The organism is Streptomyces sp. NPDC020983 (genome assembly GCF_044333485.1).
Lineage (GTDB): Bacteria > Actinomycetota > Actinomycetes > Streptomycetales > Streptomycetaceae > Actinacidiphila.
Window position 1 is genome coordinate 484680 of record NZ_JBIRRA010000005.1, and the last position, 19314, is coordinate 503993.

General features: G+C 74.1%; 14 protein-coding genes. 10 read left to right on the top strand and 4 right to left on the bottom strand.

What is annotated here, in order from left to right; genetic code table 11:
* Positions 1–162 precede the first annotated feature (162 nt).
* The gene (locus tag ACH4SE_RS13800) at positions 163–918 is read left to right on the top strand and encodes a DUF3626 domain-containing protein (RefSeq protein WP_398543672.1); all 756 of its coding nucleotides are present in this window, start codon (positions 163–165) and stop codon (positions 916–918) included.
* Positions 919–1105: 187 nt separating this feature from the next.
* Here the strand turns inward: ACH4SE_RS13800 and ACH4SE_RS13805 are convergent, their stop codons facing one another.
* Positions 1106–2704 carry an FAD-dependent monooxygenase gene (locus ACH4SE_RS13805; protein ID WP_398543567.1) on the bottom strand — a complete coding sequence of 533 codons (1599 nt, stop codon included), beginning with the start codon at positions 2702–2704 and terminating at the stop codon, positions 1106–1108.
* Between the two features lie 368 nt (positions 2705–3072).
* Here ACH4SE_RS13805 and ACH4SE_RS13810 point away from each other — a divergent pair, with 368 nt between their 5' ends.
* Entirely contained in the window at positions 3073–4572 is a 1500-nt protein-coding gene (locus ACH4SE_RS13810; RefSeq protein WP_398543568.1) for a hypothetical protein, read from the top strand.
* A gap of 252 nt (positions 4573–4824) precedes the next feature.
* Positions 4825–5256 (top strand): hypothetical protein, encoded by a 432-nt coding sequence (locus ACH4SE_RS13815; RefSeq protein ID WP_398543569.1) that lies wholly within the window; start codon positions 4825–4827, stop codon positions 5254–5256.
* Positions 5257–5272: 16 nt separating this feature from the next.
* Here the strand turns inward: ACH4SE_RS13815 and ACH4SE_RS13820 are convergent, their stop codons facing one another.
* Positions 5273–6115, bottom strand: coding sequence for a UbiA family prenyltransferase (locus tag ACH4SE_RS13820; RefSeq protein ID WP_398543570.1), 843 nt, complete (start codon positions 6113–6115; stop codon positions 5273–5275).
* A gap of 244 nt (positions 6116–6359) precedes the next feature.
* On the opposite strand from ACH4SE_RS13820, the gene ACH4SE_RS13825 reads away from it, so the two are divergent.
* The 3 genes from ACH4SE_RS13825 to ACH4SE_RS13835 are packed head-to-tail and all read left to right on the top strand — an operon-like array spanning position 6360 to position 8993.
* Complete coding sequence (locus ACH4SE_RS13825) at positions 6360–7442, top strand: type III polyketide synthase (RefSeq protein WP_398543571.1); 1083 nt, start codon at positions 6360–6362, stop codon at positions 7440–7442.
* A 7-nt stretch (positions 7443–7449) separates the two neighbouring features.
* Positions 7450–7965: an isoprenylcysteine carboxyl methyltransferase family protein gene (locus ACH4SE_RS13830; protein ID WP_398543572.1), complete on the top strand. Its 516-nt coding sequence runs from the start codon at positions 7450–7452 to the stop codon at positions 7963–7965.
* Positions 7962–8993: an NAD(P)/FAD-dependent oxidoreductase gene (locus ACH4SE_RS13835; protein WP_398543573.1), complete on the top strand. Its 1032-nt coding sequence runs from the start codon at positions 7962–7964 to the stop codon at positions 8991–8993. Before ACH4SE_RS13830 ends, ACH4SE_RS13835 begins: the two co-directional genes overlap by 4 nt.
* A 131-nt stretch (positions 8994–9124) precedes the next feature.
* Here the strand turns inward: ACH4SE_RS13835 and ACH4SE_RS13840 are convergent, their stop codons facing one another.
* A complete protein-coding gene (locus ACH4SE_RS13840; RefSeq protein WP_398543574.1) occupies positions 9125–10681 on the bottom strand; it encodes a glycoside hydrolase family 43 protein in 1557 nt (518 codons plus the stop codon).
* A gap of 358 nt (positions 10682–11039) precedes the next feature.
* On the opposite strand from ACH4SE_RS13840, the gene ACH4SE_RS13845 reads away from it, so the two are divergent.
* Positions 11040–12164: a LacI family DNA-binding transcriptional regulator gene (locus ACH4SE_RS13845; protein WP_398543575.1), complete on the top strand. Its 1125-nt coding sequence runs from the start codon at positions 11040–11042 to the stop codon at positions 12162–12164.
* Here ACH4SE_RS13845 and ACH4SE_RS13850 read toward each other — a convergent pair.
* Positions 12086–12931, bottom strand: a complete 846-nt coding sequence (locus ACH4SE_RS13850; protein ID WP_398543576.1) for an MIP/aquaporin family protein — start codon at positions 12929–12931, stop codon at positions 12086–12088. The two genes, ACH4SE_RS13845 and ACH4SE_RS13850, sit on opposite strands and share 79 nt — an antisense overlap.
* 281 nt (positions 12932–13212) lie before the next feature.
* Here ACH4SE_RS13850 and ACH4SE_RS13855 point away from each other — a divergent pair, with 281 nt between their 5' ends.
* The 3 genes from ACH4SE_RS13855 to ACH4SE_RS13865 all read left to right on the top strand — a co-directional run bounded on the left by ACH4SE_RS13855 (position 13213) and on the right by ACH4SE_RS13865 (position 19239).
* Positions 13213–15432, top strand: coding sequence for an NADP-dependent isocitrate dehydrogenase (locus ACH4SE_RS13855; RefSeq protein ID WP_398543577.1), 2220 nt, complete (start codon positions 13213–13215; stop codon positions 15430–15432).
* 193 nt (positions 15433–15625) lie between these two features.
* Positions 15626–16735 (top strand): sugar ABC transporter substrate-binding protein, encoded by a 1110-nt coding sequence (locus tag ACH4SE_RS13860; RefSeq protein ID WP_398543578.1) that lies wholly within the window; start codon positions 15626–15628, stop codon positions 16733–16735.
* 305 nt (positions 16736–17040) lie between these two features.
* A complete protein-coding gene (locus ACH4SE_RS13865) occupies positions 17041–19239 on the top strand; it encodes a hypothetical protein (RefSeq protein WP_398543579.1) in 2199 nt (732 codons plus the stop codon).
* Positions 19240–19314 lie beyond the last annotated feature (75 nt).

The window sequence follows — 19314 nt, forward strand, 5'->3', positions numbered from 1 at the left end:
CGCCTGACGGGCCGGGGCGCGCTAGGGAAACCGGGTGCGCCCGCCGCGCGGCGGGCGGAACACTGTGCGGATGAGCTCCGCGGACCCCTCACCCCGCAGGAACGGGCGCTCGGCCATGTCGCCGGGCTGTCCTCGGGCCCGCCGGTGGACCCCGCGCTGCGGGTGACCCTCAACTTCCACCCGGACCGCCCGGTGCGCGGCAGGCTCGTCCTGGACGCCATGGCCGAGGACGGCGTCTACCGCTCGCAGTTCGTGACGGGCACGGGCAACGGCCGGCTGACCGCCCACCCGGGGGGCGACCGGTGGCGCTGGGAGAGCCGGATCTTCGCCGGGGCGTACGACGACGCGCCCGCCCGCGAACGGCCCGTCCACGGCGCGCTGAACTTCCGCCGCAAGCCCGTCGGCGGCGCACCGCGGTTCGGCTCCGCCCACTTCCGGCTGACCGCCGAAACCCTGGCGCGGACCACCTTCTGCCACCCGGACAGCTTCCACGAGCCCGCCGACTTCGGGGTGGCCGCGCGTATGCCCCTCGTCGCGCAGGCCCCCGCCGACCGCCAGGACGACCTCGACGACTACGTCGAGGCGCAGATCCACGGCCCCGTCCGCCCGGACCGGCACGTGGAGGCGCTGGTCCTCGACCCCTGCCACCGCGGCACCCCGGTCGAGGAGGCGGCGCTGCGCCTGGGCTGCCCCGTCGAATGGCACGGCGGCTTCCGGCTCACCGTCACCGAGCTGTGCCGCCACCCCGGTTACCGCGGCCAGGAGTACGTCGACCTGGCCGCCCGGATCGCCGTCGACGGCCTCCTCGACCCGCGGATGCTCGGAGCCGCCGCGTCCTGCGAAGACCACGACCCCCAGGCGGTCAAAAAGGTCTGGCACTGCCTGGCCCGCTTCGGCGCCCCCACGCATGCCCACTGAGGGTCCCACCGGGGCGCGGGGGACCGGCGGCCACGCCGGCGACGGGGCGACTGCGCCGGTCCACGGCGGGCCCCGGCGGCGGTTTTTGCGGGTGGGGGCGAGCCCGTCAGGGGCGCGGGGGCCCGTGCGATCGGCCCCGGCAGGGGGCGGCCGCGGTCCACCGCACGCGGCAGCCCGGTGGTCCCCGCTACGCCGCCCGCAGGGACGCGTGGAGGTGGGCCGCCAGGGCGGCCGGGGCGGGGGAGGGGAAGCGGGCCGAGAGGTGGCCGTCGGGGCGGATGACGAACGCCTCGGGGGCCACCGCACCGTACGCGCGGCGGAAGGCCGCGTCGCGGTCGTGGACGCGCGGTACGCCGAGCCCCTCGCCGAAGGCCCCCGGCGCGAGCACGGCGAAGACGTTGACGCGCCCGCGGGCGGCGCTCCGCGCGGCCGTCGCGCAGGCCCGCAGCTCCTCGGCGGCCACGTCCTCCCCGGCGTAGAGCAGCAGCGTGTGGTGGGGACTCCGCAGCAGGTCGAACAGCCGCACGGGATAAGCCGCGATGTCGCCGGTGAGTCCGTGGCAGTCGGGCGCGCGGTCACCGGGAAGGGGCCCGGGGCCGCCGCCGGACGGGGGTGCGACGACCGGGCTGCCGGCGTAGGAGACGAGGAGCTGCGCCTCGCGCAGCACGTCCGCCCGGGCACCGCCCTGCCGGGCGTGCAGCACCGTGCGGTCCACCACCTCCGCCCCGACCGGCCGCCGCTCCGCGTCGTAACTGCCGAGCAGCCCGTCCGCGGCGGCGCCCTGCACGGCGAGGGCGAGCTTCCAGGCGAGGTTGTACGCGTCCTGGATGCCGGTGTTCATGCCCTGGGCGCCGGTCGGCGGGTGGATGTGCGCGGCGTCGCCGGCGAGGAAGACGCGTCCGGCGCCGTAGTGTTCGGCCAGCCGGTGGCTGATGCGGAAGACCGACGACCAGCGCAGCCGCCGTGCGGTGACCTCCCGCGGCGAGAGCCGGTCGAGCACCGCCTGGATGTGCGCCGGCTCCGGCGCCCGCCCGGCCTCCAGGCCGTGCGCGCCCTCCTCGTCCTCCGGCGGCGCGGACGCCAGCTCGCCGGGCACCCGCATCGACATCCGGTAGCGGCCCCGCCCGGGCAGCGGTACGCACACCAGCAGGTCGTCGACCTCGCCCGCGGCGTCGTGGTGCAGCGAGCGGACGGCGTAGCCGGGCGGCAGGTCCCAGTCGACCTCGACGTCGGCGAGCATGTACTCCTCGGGGAAGGCGTCCCCCTCGAAGGCGATCCCCAGCTCCCGCCGGGTCCGGCTGTGCGCGCCGTCGCAGCCGACGACGTAGCGGGCCCGTACGGTCTCGGTGCCGCCGGGCGCCGCGATCCGGGCCCGCACCCCGTCGCCGTCCTGGTCCAGGCCGAGCAGTTCGGTGCCCCGCTCGACGCGGCCGCCGTACGCCTCCAGGTGCCGGGTCAGCAGCTGCTCGGTGACGTCCTGCGGCAGGGCCGCGAAGCCGTACGGGACGTCCGGCGGCAGCTGCAGCTCGATCCGCGGGCCCGGACGGCCGTCGACGAAGACCAGCTGGCCGTAGAGCGGCACGGCCGCGTCGAGGGCGTCGCGCACCAGGCCCATCGCGTCCCACACCTCGAAGGTGCGCGGCAGCACCCCGACCGCTCTGGCGTGGGGCTGCGGCGCGGTGAGCCGGTCGACGATCCGGCAGCCGACGCCCCGGCGGCGCAGCTCCAGCGCCGCGGTCAGCCCGACCGGGCCCGCGCCCACCACCAGCACCTCGGTCTCGCCCATGTCCGCTCCCCGGCGTCGGGAGGTCCGGGAGGGCGCGGCGCGCACACCGCGGCCGCCCCCGGCTGTCACTCCGTCCAGACTGCGCCCGTCCCGCCGCCACCGCATCCTCACCCGTCCGGGGGAACCGGCGGGCTGTCCCGGGCATCAGATATAAATAGGCCCTCACGCGCTCGGCACCGCCGGTATGCGCGTACTTACCGTGGGTGGGGTCCGGATTTCTCGGGGGGTTTGCCATGAGCTGGGGCCAGCAGGGTGACAACGGCGGCGGTTACGGGGCAGGCGGCGGCGGTGGGTTCGGACCCCCGCCGCCCCCGCCGCCCCCGCCGTTCGGCCCGCCACCGATGCCCCCCGCGCCGCCGGTCCCGCCCGTGCCCGCCGACCCGCTGCGCGCCGCGGCCGTGGGCCTGCTCAACCTCAGCGGCCTGGGGATCGGCTACCTGGTGACCCGCCGCTGGGTGGCCCTCGCCGTGGCGCTCGTGGGCACCGCCGTCTTCCTGGTCACCGCGCTGCCCGCCGACCCGGACGGCGTGTCCGGCGGCGTGCTCGTGACGTACCTAGTCTTCCTCGTCCTCACCGCCGTGCACGGCGCCCTGCGCGGGCTGCGCACCCGGCTGTCCTTCCCGCCGAAGGCGCCGCTGGCGCTGGTGATGGGCCTGGTCCTGCTCGCCGTCCCCGCCGGCGCAGTCGTCTACTACAAGGGCGCCAAGGACGACGCCGTCCAGCAGCAGCTGCTGGACCGGCTCGACAAGGCCGACAAGCTCGTCCAGGCGGCCGGCGCCAAGCCGTTCGCGTCCGCCAGGAGCGACTTCGAGTCCGCCCTCGCCACGTACAACGACCTGCACACCAAGCACGCGGACTCCAAGGCGGGCAAGAAGGTGCCGGACCGGATGCAGACCTTCTACACCGCCGTCGGCGGGGCGTACGAGCAGAAGAAGTACTGCGACGCGATAGACCCGCTCACCTACCTGCGGACGGTGCCGCAGCACATCGACGCCAAGGCCGTCGGCCGGCTCGCCACCTGGCCGGACGACAGGCTCGCGACCTCCCTGTACGAATGCGGCTGGACGGAGCTGACGTCCTTCACCGAGGGTGCCGCGAGCGAGAGCGGCAAGCTCGGCACGCTCCTGACCACCTTCCCCAGGTCGCCGCAGGCCGCCAAGGTCGAGCCGGCGCTGCGTGCGGAGATCGACAGCAGCGGCAAGCTCGTCACGGGCGGCGACCCCTGCGCGGCCGTCGACAAGCTGGGCACCCTCGGCTCCGACGCCGCCGACCTGCCCGGCGACAAGGCGGGCATCACCGCCGCCCTGGACGCCGACGTCCGCAAGGCGGCCGGCTACTCCGAGACCGGCATGTACAACTGCGGCGTGTCGCAGTACAAGGACGGCAGCTTCGACGACGCGCTGGAGACGCTGAACGACTTCCGGAGCAAGTACCCGAAGGACAAGAACCGCGCGTCCGCGCAGAGGATCGCCATCGCCGCCGAGATAGCGACCAAGATCCCTGCGGCGGGCAAGAAGCTGCCCGGCAACGGCAACGGCGGCTCCATCAGCGTCACCTTCACCAACGACAGCCCCGACGCGATCGAGATCCTCTACACGGGCAGGACCACCGGCAGCTTCACCCTCAAGGGGTGCAGCGGGTGCAGCGCCTACATGAGCGACTCGCTCGCGCAGAGCCTTGCCTGCAAGGACGGCAAGGCGCACTACGCCAAGCACACCCTGCACGTGCCTCCCGGCACCTCCTACATCATGCAGAAGCCGCTCGACGCCAGCGACGACGCGACGCCCGTCGCCGACACCCGCAACTTCCAGAGCGGTTACATCTACACCCAGTGCGCGTACGTCCTCCAGTCGTACAGCAGCTTCTGACGCCTGACGCCTGACAGCTCATGCCTGACGGCCGCGCCCGCCGGAACCCCCGGCGGGCGCGGCCGTCGGCGTGAATCCGCCCCGGGCCGTCCCCCGGGCGGCCGACCGCCGCGCGCGGTGCGCCCGCGGGGGACGCAACCTGGCCGGGAGGCGGCACCGCTCCCGGGTCCCCCCTCCGTGCAGGGCACCGTCCCGTCGCCCGGCGGCGCGACGGGCGACGGGACGAGTGAGGACGAGGTGGAGGAGCCCGCGATGGCGAACCGAGCACTGGAGTGGACCGCCCGCGTGCTGGCCGCCGCCGGCCTCGCCGTGGACGCGTACGTCCACGCCGACCTCGCCCCGCAGTACGACGTGGTGAAGGCCACCGTCAGCCAGGGCGACCTCTTCCGCATCGAGGCGGCCCTCTCCGCACTGGCCGCGCTCCTCGTCCTGGTCTGGCGCCGGCTGCCCGCCGACCTCTTCGGCTGGCTCCTCGCCGCGGGCGGTTTCGCGCTCATCGTCATCTACCGCTACGTCGACGTCGGCAAGCTCGGCCCGGTGCCGGACATGTACGAGCCGGTCTGGTTCACGGAGAAGTGGGTCGCCGCCGTGGCCCAGCTGGTGACGGTGGCGGCGGGACTCGTCCTGATCCCCCTCGACCTGCTGGCGATGCGCGCCCGCAGGCACCGCAGAACGGTGCGGTGACACCGCGGCGGGCGCCTCAGCGCGTGCCGGCGGCCAGCGAGCCGCCGTGCAGCACCAGCAGCGCCACGGCGGTGACGGCGAGGGCGAGCGTCGTCAGGAAGGGCAGCCGGCTCCCGGTCGGCGCCCCCTGCGCAGGGACCGCCACGGGAACGGCCACCGCCGTGGTCGCCGCCGCCAGGACGCCGGTCAGCGTGAGGGCCGCCCAGCCCGCCGGACCGGCCGGGCCGGGCGGCCCGAACACCAGCACCGCCGAGGCGGCGAAGAGCGGCAGCGGGCCCAGCACCCGGCAGCGCCGCCGGCCCAGCCGCTGCGGCAGGCCCCGCACGCCCGCGGCCAGATCCGCGTCGATGTCCGGCAGCACATTCGTGACGTGCGCGCCCACGCCCAGCAGCGCGCCCGCCGCGAGCGCCCACGCGGGCGGCCACGGGTGGCCCGGCAGGCCCAGCGTCACGAACGCCGGCAGCAGCCCGAACGCGAGCGCGTACGGCAGCCACGAGGCGGCCGTGCGCTTGACGCCGAGGTTGTACGCCCACGCCGCCGCCACGCCCGCCAGGTGGGCGGAGCCGGCGAGGACGCCCATGGCGAGGGAGAGCGGGACGCACGCCGCGAGCGCGAGCCCCGCCGCCGCGGCGATCGCCCCGCGGTCCACGGCACCCGCGGCGACGGGCTTGTCGTGGCGGGCGGCCGCGGTGTCGCGCGCGGCGTCCACGGCGTCGTTGCACCACCCGACGGAGAGCTGGCCGCTCAGCACGGCGGCCCCGAGGAGCACGCAATGCGCGGTGCTGCCGCCGGAGGCCGCCGCGAGCACGGTCGCCAGCGCGGTGACCACGGCGCACGCCTCCGGATGACTCGCCCTCACCACACCGCGGATACCCATCCCTTCACCATGCCCCGCCGCTCCGTGGCCCGGCGGCTCCCACGCCGCCCGCTTCCCCCGCCGGCGGCGGCGAGCGGGCCGCCGCGGCGCCGCGGGCGGTCGCGCACTTCCGGCGCGCACAGCCCCCCGCCCGCCGGGTGGCCGCGGACCGCGCCCGGCGGGGGCCGGGGGACGACACGGCCGAGCGAGGGGACATATCAGGCGAAGTCATACGTATGCTGAGCCAATGACGCGAATCGGCGCCGTCCATGCGGTGCTTCCGCCGTATCGGTACGAGCAGTACGAGATCACGGAAGCCCTCGCGAGCATGGCGCCGGGCCCGGCGGGGCGGGAGCCGGAACGCGCCTCCCGCGTGCCGGGGCACGACGTCCTGGCGCGTCTGCACGCCGCGTCGGGCGTGCGCACCCGCCACCTCGCCCTCCCCCTCGAGAGCTACGCGCGGCTCACGAGCTTCGGTGAGGCCAACGACCGCTTCATCGAGCAGGCCCAGGTGCTCGGCGGCGAGGCGGTGCGGGGCGCCCTGGACGCGGCGGGCATCGCGCCGGACGAGGTGGATCTGGTGATCTCGACCTCGGTGACGGGCGTGGCCGCCCCCTCCGTCGAGGCCCGGCTCGCGGGGAAGCTGGGGCTGCGGCCGGACGTCAAGCGGCTGCCGCTGTTCGGGCTGGGGTGCGCGGGCGGGGCCGCGGGCCTCGCGCGGCTGCACGACTACCTCCGGGCGCGCCCGCGGGCGGTGGCGGTCCTGCTGTCGGTGGAGCTGTGCTCGCTGACGCTCCAGCGGGACGACACCTCCGCGGCGAACGCGGTGGCCGGCTCGCTGTTCGGGGACGGCGCCGCGGCGGTCGTGGCCGTGGGGCGCGAGCGCGAGGCGGCCGGGCCGGAGGTGGTGGCGGCCCGCAGCCGGCTCTACCCGGACACCGAGGGCCTGCTCGGCTGGGACATCGGCGCCGGCGGCTTCCGTATCGTGCTGGGCGGCGAGCTGCCGGAGCTGGTGCGCCGTCACGTCGGGCCGGAGGTGGAGGACTTCCTCGCCGGTCACGGGCTCAAGCCGCGGGACGTGACCGGCTGGGTGTGCCATCCGGGCGGTCCGCGGGTGCTGGACGCGGTGCGCGAGGCGCTGGACCTGCCGGCCCGCGCGCTGGAGGCCTCCTGGCGCTCGCTCGCCGAGGTGGGCAACCTCTCGTCGGCGTCGGTGCTGCACATCCTGCGGGACGTGCTCGACGGGGAGCGGCCGCTGCCGGGCAGCCCGGGGCTGGTGCTGGCGATGGGGCCGGGATTCTGCTCCGAGACCGTCCTGCTGCGCTGGTAGGCCGCCGATGTCCGCATACACCCTGCTGGTGCTGCTGGTGGCCGCCGAACGGCTGCTCGAACTGGTCGCGGCCCGCCGCGGCGCGCGCTGGAGCTTCGCGCGCGGCGGCACGGAACACGGCGCCGGGCACTACCCGGTGATGGTGCTGCTGCACGCCGGGCTGCTGGCCGGCTGCCTGGCCGAGGTCCACCTCGCGGGGCGCGGGTTCACCCCCGCGCTGGGCGGGACGATGCTGGGCCTGGTGCTCGCCGCGCAGGTGCTGCGCTGGTGGTGCGTCGGGACGCTGGGGCCGCGCTGGAACACCCGGGTGATCGTCGTCCCCGGCCTGCCGCTGGTGGACCGCGGCCCGTACCGGGTGCTGCGGCACCCCAACTACCTGGCCGTGGTGGTGGAGGGCGCGGCCCTGCCGCTCGTGCACGGGGCGTGGCTGACGGCGCTGTGCTTCAGCCTGGCGAACGCCGCGCTGCTCGTGGTGCGGCTGCGGTGCGAGAACGCGGCGCTGGCGGCGGCGGCGCCCGCATGATCGACCTGCTGGTGGCGGGCGGCGGCCCGGCGGGGCTGGCGACCGCGATCCACGCCGCCCGTGCGGGCCTGGAGGTGGTGGTCGCCGAGCCGCGGCCGGGCCCGGTGGACAAGGCGTGCGGGGAGGGCCTGATGCCCTCGGCGGTACGGCGGCTGGCCGCGCTGGGCGTCGACGTCCCGGGCGCCCCGCTGCACGGCATCGCCTACCTCGACGGGCGGCACCGCGCGGAGGCCCGCTTCCGCGGCGTGCCCGGCCGCGGGGTACGGCGCACCGCGCTGCACGCCGCGCTGGCGGCGACGGCCGCGGGGCTCGGTGTGCGGACGCTGCCGGTGCGGGTCGACGGCGTGCGGCAGGACGCGCGCAGCGTCACCGCGGCCGGTGTGACCGCCCGCTACCTGGCCGCGGCCGACGGCCTGCACTCGCCGCTGCGGCGCGCGCTGCGGCTCGGCACGGACGCCGCCCCGGCCGCGGCGGGGGAGCGGCCGGCCCGCTACGGGCTGCGCCGGCACTTCGCGGTGCCGCCGTGGAGCGATGTCGTCGAGGTGCACTGGTCGGCGCGCGCCGAGGCGTACGTGACGCCGGTCGGGCCGGATCTGGTGGGCGTGGCGGTGCTGACCGCCGACCGCGGCCCCTTCGCCGCCCAGCTCGCCGCCTTCCCGCGGCTGCTGGAGCGGCTGCCCGTGCGGGCGGCGACGGCCGCCCGGGGCGCCGGGCCGCTGCGGCAGCGCGTGCGCGCCAGAGCCGCGGGCCGGGTGCTGCTGGTGGGCGACGCGGCGGGCTACGTCGACGCGCTGACCGGCGAGGGCATCGCGGTGGCGCTGGCGGCAGCGGAGCAGCTGGTCCGCTGCGTGCTGGCGGACCGCCCGCAGGACTACGACGCGGCGTGGCGCCGGGTCTCCCGCGACTACCGGCTGCTGACCGGCTCCCTGCTGTGGCTGCGCGGCCGGCCCTGGTCGGCCCGCCGTATCGTCCCGGCCGCCGCGCGCTGCCCGGCCCTGTTCACGTCGGCGGTCAACCGCCTGTCCTGACACCGCGTGCGCACCGTCGGCTGCGGACCGGGTGCCGGGGACGCCCCCCTCAAGGCGTCCCCGGCGGTGGCGCCGTACACCCGGCCCACGCGCCGGGTGTACGGCTCTCCCTCCCGCACCGGCGGCGGGGTCTAGTCGGCCGCTGGGCCGTAGCGGAACCAGTCGTAGTCCGCGTGGCCCGTGCCGCCGGCCGGGCCGGTCGCGTACGGGCCGAGGTAGACGCCGGTGAAGCCGCCGGCGACCTGGCTGCTGAGGAAGCGGCCGTCGACCGTGCCGACGTCGCGGCGCCCGTCGGGGGACCGGGTCACGGAGAAGGTGTAGTCCTGGCCCCGGGTGCGCAGGCCCAGCCGCAGCGGGCCCGGGCCGACGGGGAGCTCGCCGCGCACGGTGGCGGTCCCGGCGTTGTACTCGGTCAGCCGCACCACGGTGCCGCCGTCCGCGGCGGCCGTGACGAGCAGCGTGATGTGGTGCGTGTCGTTCTGCAGCACCGCGATCCCGGCGGCCTCGCCGGGCGCGCCCGGCGTGAAGTCCAGCTCGGTCTCGGCCGCGCAGTCGATGTGCTGCTGGCGGCGCCCAGCGAAGGCGGGGGTGCCGCGCTCGGCGAGGGTCTGCGGGAGCAGGCGCAGCCGCAGGTGGCCGGGGCGCTCGGTGAGGCTGTAGGCGCCGGCGGCGGGGCCGCGCAGCAGGTTCCACACGGCGGTGTCGAGCTCGGCGGTGTCGAAGTGGTCGGTGGTGTCCGGCTCGGGCCAGGGGTGCGCGTCCAGCGCGACGTCGACGTGCTCGGTGAGCCGCCCCTCGCCGGGGTTGAGGACCGGCCAGCCGTCCTCCCACTCCACGCGGGCCAGGAACGTCTCACGGCCCAGGTTGGAGTGCGGGCCGCCGTAGATCCGCGAGGCCAGCACGAGGGCGTACCAGTCGCCCGCCGGGGTCTGGACGAGATCGGCGTGCCCGGCCCCGGACACCGGGTAGGACCGGCCCAGGTGGCGGTGGGTGAGGACCGGGTTGCCGGGGTGGTTCTCGTACGGACCGGCGATCTCCCGGCTGCGCGCCACGGTCACGGCGTGCTCGTGCGCGGTGCCGCCCTCGGCGAGCAGCAGCACGTACCAGCCGCCCACCTTGTACAGGTGCGGGCCCTCGGCCCAGCGGGCGTCGACCAGCGCGCCGGTGAAGAGGACGTGCTCGGGCCCGGTGAGCTTGCCGGCCTCCAGGTCCAGGCCGCGCAGCCAGATCTCGGTGCGGCCGCCCGTACCCGGGACCTCGCGGGTGCCGAGCAGGTGGACGGAGCCGTCGTCGTCGAAGAACAGCGAGGGGTCGAAGCCGGGCGCCTCGGGCAGCCACACCGGGTCGGACCAGTCGCCGGCCGGGTCGTCGGCGGAGAGCAGGAAGTTGCCCGAGGCGCCGGGGCCGTCGACGAGCGTGCAGACCAGGTGGAAACGGCCGCCCGCGTGGCGCAGCGTCGGGGCGTAGATGCCCGCGCTGGCCCGGATGCCGCCGAGGTCGATCTGGCCGGCGCGGTCGATCGCGTGGCCGATGGGCCGCCAGTGGACGAGGTCCCGGCTGTGGTGGAGCGGGATGGCGGGGTAGTAGGCGAAGGAGGAGCTGGCGAGGAAGTAGTCCTGCCCGACGCGCACCACCGACGGATCGGGGAAGCAGCCGGGGAGGACCGGGTTGGTCGCCGTGAGCGTCATGGGTGATGCGTGTCCTTCGCTGGCCGAAACCTTTCGCCCGCACACCGCGGACCGTGCCGGGGTCCGCGGCCGGGTCGCCGGAGACCCGGTCAACGCCCTCGTGGTCATCGGCGCTGACCACGAGAACGCCGCCGTGCCCCCCGCGGCGGGCGGGAAGGCACCCGCGCGGAGGTCGTGCTGGGACGCCCTGCGGCGTCGAAACTTGCGAAATGCTTTCGGAAGTTTCAGCGAGACGTTAGAAGCGGGGCCCGCTCCCGTCAACCCTCTCGCCGTAACTCGCCTGCTTCCGGGGGCCGCCGCGGCGCCCGCCCGGCCGCGGCCGCCCGTGCACCCGTGCTCCGCGGCCGGGGCGTTGCCTATGCTGGGACCCCACCTGCGACAGGAGGCACCGGTGGCGGCAGACAGCGCGGGCCGGGTCACGATCGCCGACATCGCCCGCGAGGCCGGGGTGTCCCTGCCCACGGTCTCCCGGGTGCTCAACGGGCGCAGCGACGTGGCCGCGGCCACCCGGCGCCGGATCGAGGACCTGCTGGCCGAGCACGGCTACCGGCGGCGGGCCGGCAGCGGGGCGAGCCGCGCCAACCTCGTGGACCTGGTGTTCAACGACCTCGACAGCCCGTGGGCGGTGGAGATCCTGCGCGGCGTGGAGAAGGTCGTCCACGCCGCCGGTGTCGGGGCGGTGGTCTCGGCGGTGCACCACCACGCGGCGTCCATGCAGCAGTGGCTCGTCGGGGTGCGCTCGCGCAACTCCGACGGCGCCATCCTCGTGACCTCCCAGCCCGCCCCGCAGCTGAACGACGAGCTGCGGCGGCTGGGCATGCCGCTCGTGGTGATCGACCCCGCGGGCGTGCCGACCTTCGACGTGCCGACCATCGGCGCCACCAACTGGGCCGGCGGGCGCAGCGCGGTGCTGCACCTGCTGGGCCTCGGCCACCGCCGGATCGGCATCATCACCGGGCCGCCCGCCCTGCTGTGCAGCCGCGCCCGCCTGGACGGCTACCGCGCCGCCCTGGAGTCGGCGGGCGTCGAGGTGGACGACGCGCTGGTGCGCGAGGGGGACTTCTCGCACGAGTCCGGCTTCGGCCTCGGCGCCGAGCTGCTCGCCGCCGAGTGCCCGCCCACCGCCGTCTTCGCCTCCAGCGACCAGATGGCGCTGGGCGTCTACGAGGCCGCCCGGCAGCGCGGCCTGCGGGTGCCCGACGACCTGAGCGTCGTCGGCTTCGACGACCTCCCGCAGGCCCGCTGGTCGCCGCCGCCCCTGACGACGGTGCGGCAGCCGCTCGCCGAGATGGGCGCGGCCGCCGCCGACATGCTGCTCGAGCTCGTCCAGGGGCGCACCCCCGACGTGCTGCGGGTGGAACTGTCGACGTCCCTGGTGGTCCGCGACAGCTGCGCCGCCCCGCGTCAGGACTCCGGCGCCGGCACCCGGCCGGGCGGCTCGGGCTCGGCCGTGGGCAGGAACCGCCCCACGAAGACCTTGTAGAGGGCCCCGCCCAGCAGGCCGCCGACCAGCGGGCCGGCGATCGGCACCCACCAGTAGAAGTTGCCCCACTGGTCCCGCCAGGCCGAGTGGTAGCCGGTGAGGAAGCTGGCCAGCCGGGGGCCGAGGTCACGGGCCGGGTTGATCGCGTAACCCGCGTTGGCGCCGTAGGCCATGCCGATCGCCACGACGATCAGGCCGATGATGAAGGGGGCCAGGTTGGCGCCCGGCGGGGTGTTGAGCACGTCGGTGACGGCCAGGATCAGCAGCAGCAGGATCGCCGTGCCGATCACCTGGTCGCGGAAGGCGCCCCACTCGTGCACCCCGGCGGTCAGGGAGCCGTTGCCCGGCAGCGTCGAGAAGACGATCTGGGTCTTGAAGGTGTGCCCGGGATCGGCGTGGCCGAGGATCTCGCAGTAGTTCCAGCGCACGATCAGCGCCGCGACGAAGGCGCCCGCGGTCTGCGCGAGCGCGTACGGCAGCACCTTGCGCCACGGGAAGCCCTTGAAGGCCGCCAGCGCCACCGTCACGGCGGGGTTGAGGTGCGCGCCGCTGAGCCGGGCCGCCACGTACACGCCGAGCGTGACGCCCAGGCCCCAGGCCCAGGCGATCGCGTCGTGGCCGCCGAGCCCGCCCTTGGGCTGGGTCAGCTCGCCGCCCGCCACCACCTGGGCGACGACCCCGGCGCCGATCAGCAGTAGGATCATCGTCCCGGCGAACTCCGCCGCCAGTTCGCCGACCAGTCCCCAGCCCCGTGCACGTGACGCCATGGCTACCGCTTCCCGCCGGCCCCGCGGGCCGGCTGTGGTCGCTGTCGAGTGTGTGCACCGCTGCGGTGCGTAGGGCATCCACCGAAACACGGGCGTGGCGCGGGGGCGCGCGGGATTAGCCCGTCCGGTCGGAGCGCGGTGAGGTCGCGATGGCGGAGGAGGGGGCGCGCCGCGGCAGGCGCGCCCCCTCGTCGTGCTCCCGACGGCAACGGGATATCTTGATATCAAGCAATGTTCTCGATGCCGGCAACGTAGTGCTGGAAACTGGAGCGGAGTAACCGGTGGCTGACTCGACCATCATCTATACGCACACCGACGAGGCGCCGGCCCTGGCGACGTATTCGTTCCTGCCGGTGGTGGAGGCCTACGCCTCGACGGCCGGCGTCACGGTCGAGAGCCGTGACATCTCGCTGGCGGGCCGGATCATCGCTGCCTTCCCGGAATACCTGCAGGAGGGGCAGCGCATCGACGACGCGCTGGCGGAGCTGGGCCGGCTGGCCGGCACGCCGGGCGCGAACATCATCAAGCTGCCCAACATCTCGGCCTCCATCCCGCAGCTGAAGGCGGCCGTCGCCGAGCTCCAGCAGCAGGGCTACGCGCTGCCCGACTACCCGGACGACCCCCGGTCCGACGAGGAGCGCGACATCCGCGCCCGCTACGACAAGGTCAAGGGCAGCGCCGTCAACCCGGTGCTGCGCGAGGGCAACTCCGACCGCCGCGCCCCGGCCTCGGTCAAGAACTACGCCAAGGCCCACCCGCACCGCATGGGCGCCTGGACGCCGGAGTCGAAGACCAACGTGGCGACGATGGACGCCGACGACTTCCGCAGCACCGAGAAGTCCGCGGTGATCGCCGCCGACGGCGCCCTGCGGATCGAGCTGACCGGCGACGACGGCAGCACCACCGTGCTGCGCGAGTCGGTGCCGGTACTGGCCGGCGAGGTCGTCGACGCCTCCGTGATGCGGGTCGCCGCGCTGCGCGAGTTCCTGGCCGCCCAGGTCGCCCGCGCCAAGGCCGAGGGCGTGCTGTTCTCCGTGCACCTGAAGGCCACCATGATGAAGGTCTCCGACCCGATCATCTTCGGCCACGTGGTGCGCGCCTTCTTCCCGAAGACCTTCGCGCAGTACGGCGCCGCGCTCGCCGCCGCCGGCCTGACCCCCAACGACGGCCTCGGCGGCATCCTCAAGGGCCTGGAGTCGCTGCCCGAGGGGGACCAGGTCAAGGCGTCCTTCGAGGCCGAGCTGGCCGACGGCCCGCGGCTGGCCATGGTCGACTCCGACCGCGGCATCACCAACCTGCACGTGCCCAGCGACGTCATCGTCGACGCCTCGATGCCGGCCATGATCCGCACCTCCGGCCACATGTGGGGCCCGGACGGCAACGAGGCCGACACCCTCGCGGTCATCCCGGACAGCAGCTACTCCGGCGTCTACCAGACCGTCATCGACGACTGCCGCGCGCACGGCGCCTTCGACCCGGCCACCATGGGCTCGGTGCCGAACGTCGGCCTGATGGCGAAGGCCGCCGAGGAGTACGGCAGCCACGACAAGACCTTCGAGATCCCGGTCACCGGCACCGTCCGCGTCCTGGACGGCAACGGCGAGGCCGTCCTGGAGCAGGTCGTCAGCGCCGGCGACATCTTCCGGATGTGCCAGACCAAGGACGTGCCGATCCGCGACTGGGTCAAGCTCGCCGTCACCCGGGCCCGCGCCACGGGCGTCCCGGCGGTCTTCTGGCTCGACGAGACCCGCGCGCACGACGCCAACCTGATCGCCAAGGTCCGCGCGTACCTGCCCGAGCACGACACCGACGGCCTCACGATCGAGATCATGACGCCGGAGGACGCCACCGCGTACTCGCTGGAGCGCATCCGCCGCGGCGAGGACACCATCTCGGTGACCGGAAACGTGCTGCGCGACTACCTGACCGACCTCTTCCCGATCCTGGAGCTGGGCACCAGCGCCAAGATGCTCTCGGTCGTCCCGCTGATCAACGGCGGCGGTCTGTTCGAGACCGGCGCCGGCGGCTCCGCGCCCAAGCACGTCCAGCAGCTGGTCAAGGAGAACTACCTGCGCTGGGACAGTCTGGGTGAGTTCTTCGCGCTCGCCGCGAGCTTCGAGCACCTGGCCGGTGCCACGGGCAACGCCCGGGCGCAGATCCTCGCCGACACCCTGGACCGCGCCACCGGCACCTTCCTCAACGAGGACAAGTCGCCGAGCCGCCGCCTCGGCGGTATCGACAACCGCGGCAGCCACTTCTACCTCGCGCTGTACTGGGCGCAGGAGCTGGCGGCGCAGACCGACGACGCGGCCCTCGCGGCGGCCTTCGAGGGGCTCGCGAAGACCCTCGCGGAGCAGGAGGAGACCATCGTTACCGAATTGATCGCTGTCCAGGGGAAGCCCGCGGACATCGGCGGCTACTACCAGCCCGACCCCGCGAAGGCGGCCGCGGTGATGCGCCCGTCGGCGACGTTCAACCAGGCCATCGCCTCGCTGGGCTGATCCGCCGCCCTCTCGGACACCTGTCCGCAACACCCCCGTCACCCCGGCCGGTCCGTCACCGAGCCGGGGTGACGGCGTCTCGGTGCGTCATCGCTCCGATGATTTACTTCTTGACGAGCGGCCGGGGTGCCGAGTTGACTTCGCGGAACGTGGGCCGCGTCGTGGCGGCCTTATCAGGGGAGGCACCGCCGCAATGAACACGAGAGCCCGCCGAATCGTCGTCGGAACCGCAGTGGCCGCGCTGGCGCTCACCATGGGCGCGTGCGGCAAGGCCGGTGACAAGAAGTCCGACAGCAAGGACAGCAGCAGCGCCGGCAGCAACGGCGGCAGCAAGTCGATCGGTCTGCTCCTGCCGGACACCGTCACGGCCCGCTACGAGAAGTTCGACAGGCCGCTCATCACGCAGAAGATCAAGGAGCTGTGCTCCGACTGCAGCGTGGAGTACGCCAACGCGGGCGGCGACCCGGCCAAGCAGGCGCAGCAGGTCAGCGCCATGGTCGCGAAGGGCGTCAAGGTGCTGATCCTGGACGCGCAGGACTACGTCGGCATCAAGTCCTCGGTCCAGGCGGCGGTGGCCAAGGGCATCAAGGTCGTGGCCTACGACCGCCTCGCGCAGGGCCCGGTCTCGGCCTACGTCTCCTACGACAACGAGAAGGTCGGCGAGCTCCAGGGCCAGGCGCTGCTGGACGCGATGGGCTCCAGCGCCACCCCGCAGTCCAAGATCGTGATGATCAACGGCGACACCGCCGACCCCAACGCGGCCGAGTTCAAGCAGGGCGCGCACAAGGTCCTGGACGGCAAGGTGACCGTCGCCTACGAGCAGAGCGGCCTGTGGAAGGGTGACGTCGCCAACCAGAAGGTCACCGCGGCGATCCAGTCGGTGGGCAAGGCCAACGTCAAGGGCGTCTACTCCGCCAACGACACGATGGCCGGCGGTATCGCCACCGCCCTGCACGCCGCGGGCATCAGCGTGCCGCTGACCGGCCAGGACGCCGACCTCGCCGCCATCCAGCGGATCCTGGTGGGCACCCAGACCTCCACCGTCTACAAGGCCGCCAAGCCGGAGGCCTTCGCGACCGCGGAGATCGCGGTGGACCTCCTCCAGGGCAAGGACTTCAAGTCCGTGGCCGACACCACCAAGAAGAGCGGTTCCGGCGAGATGGTGCCGGCCAAGCTGCTCGACGCGGTCTCGGTGACCAAGGCGAACATCAAGGACACCGTGCTCGCCGACGGCACTTACACCGCCGCGCAGATCTGCACCGGTGACGCCGCCTCGGCCTGCGGCGCGGCCGGCATCAAGTAGCAGCACGGCGGCCCGGGGGTCCGGCCGCACGCACCACCGCACCACCGACTCCGCACCACCCGAGCGGGATTCACGCGCAGCGCGTGAATCCCGCTCTTCTTCTTGACGGCATGCCACGGCCACCTTGACACTGCCATACGGATTCAGGGGTTCTCCTAACCACAGACTGAGAGCGTTTTCAACCGGCTGAATCCAAGGGTCGTGGCCTCGCCATGGCCTGAAATGCGCAGTGCTGAGCGCGATTTACCCCCCAAACCCGCGCTGACCTGGCGTTCACTTCGCGAAGCCAGGGAAAGGACCCCACCATGCGCAGAAACCCCCCACCGGGCGGACCGCGGCCGCGCTCCTACCGGCGCCCCGCCGCGCTGCTCGCCGCGCTGGTCCTCGCCCTCGCCGGGCTGCTGGGCCTGATCGGCACCGCCGGGAGCGCCTCGGCGGCCACCGACTACACCCAGAGCGTCTCCGAACCCACCCCCACACAGGCGAAGTTCACCTTCACCCCCACCTCGCCCGCGGGCTACGTGATCCTCCACTACCAGGCCGGTACCGCCACCCAGCAGAACGTGCAGATGGCCGCCTCCGGCAGCAGCTGGACGTACACCGTCTCGCCGGTCTCCGCCGGAACCGTCCTGACGTACTCCTTCACGTACACCAGGAACGGCCCGCAGTACGACACCCCGCAGTTCACGTACACCCAGGGCAGCGGTGGCACCACCGGCACGGGCACCAGCACCGGGACCACGTCCGGTACGAGCACGGGCACGAGCACCGGCACCAGCAGCGGCAGCACCGGCGGGACGACGACGCCGCCCGGCGGCAACTGCACCGGGCAGTCCGACACCCCCGACTTCGGGCCCAACGTGCACGTCTTCGACCCCTCCATGGGCAACGCCGCCATCCAGGCGCAGCTGGACGCGCAGTTCAGCCAGATGAAGGACACCGCCACCGCGCAGTTCAGCGAGAACCGGGTCGCCGACCTGTTCAAGCCGGGCACCTACAACGTCGAGGACAACGTCGGCTTCTACACCTCCGTCGCGGGCCTCGGCCAGAACCCCGACCAGGTCACCATCAACGGCGACGTCACCGTCGACGCCTTCAACGCCTCCGACGCCGGCAACGCCACCCAGAACTTCTGGCGCAGCGCGGAGAACCTGGCGATCGACCCCTCCAGCGGCACCGACCGCTGGGCCGTCGCCCAGGCCGCGCCCTTCCGCCGGATCGACGTGCACGGCAACCTCGCCCTCTACCCGGCCGGCTACGGCTGGGCCAGCGGCGGCTACATCGCCGACACCAAGGTCACCGGGCAGGCCGCGTCGGTCTCCCAGCAGCAGTGGTACACCCGCGACAGCAACCTCGGCAGCTGGGCGGGCGGCGTGTGGAACATGGTCTTCTCCGGGGTGTCCGGCGCCCCCGCCGGCACCTTCCCCAACCCGCCGGAGACCACGCTCGGCACCACCCCCGTCTCGCGCGACGTCCCCTACCTCTACCTCGACGGGAGCGGCGCGTACCGCGTCTTCCTGCCGTCGCTGCGGCAGAACGCGTCCGGCGCGAGCTGGGCGAACGGCTCCACTCCCGGCACCTCGCTGCCGATGAGCCGGTTCTACGTGGTCAAGGCGGGCGACACCGCCGCGACCATCAACAGCGCGCTGGCCGCGGGCTGCAACCTGTTCGTCACCCCCGGCGTCTACCACCTCAGCCAGACGCTCCAGGTGAACCGGGCCGGCACCGTCGTGCTGGGCATCGGCTACCCGACCTTCGTCCCGGACGGCGGCGTGAACGCGATGCAGGTCGCCGACGTCGACGGCGTCCGGCTCAAGGGCCTGCTCTTCGACGCCGGCACCACCAACTCCCAGGCGCTGCTGACCCTCGGTCCGTCCGGCTCGGCCGCGAGCCACGCGAGTGACCCGTCCAGCATCCAGGACGTCTTCTTCCGGATCGGCGGCGAGCGCGCGGGCAGGGCCACCACCTCGCTCGTGGTCAACAGCGACAACACGCTCATCGACCACATCTGGGCCTGGCGCGCCGACCACGGCAACAGCGGCACGGTCGGCTGGGGCACCAACACCGCCGACACCGGCCTGGTCGTCAACGGCGACAACGTGCTCGCCACCGGCCTGTTCGTGGAGCACTACCAGAAGTACGAGGTGATCTGGAACGGCAACGGCGGCCGCACGATCTTCTTCCAGAACGAGAACCCGTACGACCCGCCCAGCCAGGCCGCCTGGACCAACCCCGCCGGACGCAACGGCTACGCGGCCTACAAGGTCGCCGACGGCGTCACCAGCCACGAGGCGTGGGGCCTGGGCAGCTACTGCTACTTCAACGTCAACCCCGCCGTGAACAACTACCACGCCTTCGAGGTGCCCAGCACCTCCGGCGTGCGCTTCCACTCGGCGCTCACCGTGTCGCTCGGCGGCGTGGGCACCATCAGCCATGTCATCAACGACACCGGCGCCGTCACCCCGTCCGACACCACGCCGGTCAACGTCGTCAACTTCCCCTGACCGGCGGCGCGTCCCGCGCCCGGGCCGGGTCCCGCAGCACGCGGGGCCCGGCCCGGGCGCGCGCGGCCCGGCGCC